The sequence below is a fragment of the Pseudoroseomonas cervicalis ATCC 49957 genome (assembly GCF_000164635.1).
GTDB lineage: Bacteria > Pseudomonadota > Alphaproteobacteria > Acetobacterales > Acetobacteraceae > Pseudoroseomonas > Pseudoroseomonas cervicalis.
In genome coordinates, this window is sequence record NZ_GG771134.1 from 1 (window position 1) to 777 (window position 777).

The 777-nt window shown below is 78.2% G+C and carries 1 protein-coding gene; it reads right to left on the minus strand.

What is annotated here, in order from left to right; translation table 11 throughout:
* On the minus strand, positions 1-777 hold a 777-nt coding region (locus HMPREF0731_RS22175; RefSeq protein WP_007006508.1), incomplete at both ends, for a heparinase II/III family protein.

Here is a 777-nt window from a genome sequence, read left to right on the forward strand (position 1 = left end):
GGCCGCCCGGGGCGGGGGCGCCGCGCCCCTCGGGCGGGGCGCCGCAATCGGCGATCACCAAAGTGCGCCCGGCCTGCAGGCGCTGGAACCCGGCCTCGGGCAGGATCAGCGGCGCGCGGCCGCGCGCCTGGCCCTGGGTGAGCACCAGGTCGACCAGCGCCGCGCCCTCGTCGCGGGTGCCGTTGAACAGGGCCAGCCCGCCATCGCCATGGCGGAACAGCCGCAGCGCCGGGGCGGCGCGGTCGAGCGCCAGCGCCAGATGCGGCGGCGCCTCCAGACCCGCGCCGTGCAGCAGGTTGCGGATCTCGATGAGGTCCTGCACCGCCAGCAGCAGCTGGCCGGGAGAGCGCTCGACATGCGCGCCATCGGGCAGGATCTGCCGCTCGATCTCCTGCGGCAGCACGCGCAGGCAGCGCGCCACCCAGGCCTCCTCGGCCAGGGCGACGGAGGCGGCGAGCGCGCCCTTCAGCGCGGCGAGGCCCCCGCGGTGCCGCGCCTCGGCCGGCAGGGAGGCGACGAGGCCGCGCGCATCCTGGGCGAGCCGCACCATCAGCGCGCGGCGGAAGCCGTCCTCGGCGGTGGCGGCCAGGAAATCCCAATGGCCGAGCCAGGCGGAGAGCCGGGCGCCGACCACTTCCGGCAGGGCGGCGATCGGCTGCTCGCTGCCCTGGGCCAGCCAGTCGGCGGTCAGGTCGCGGGCGCGCAGCCGCGCGCCATCGGTGCCCAGCGCCCGCAGGTCGCGCAGCCAGGCGAAGCCGTGCACGGCGGCGCGCCAGG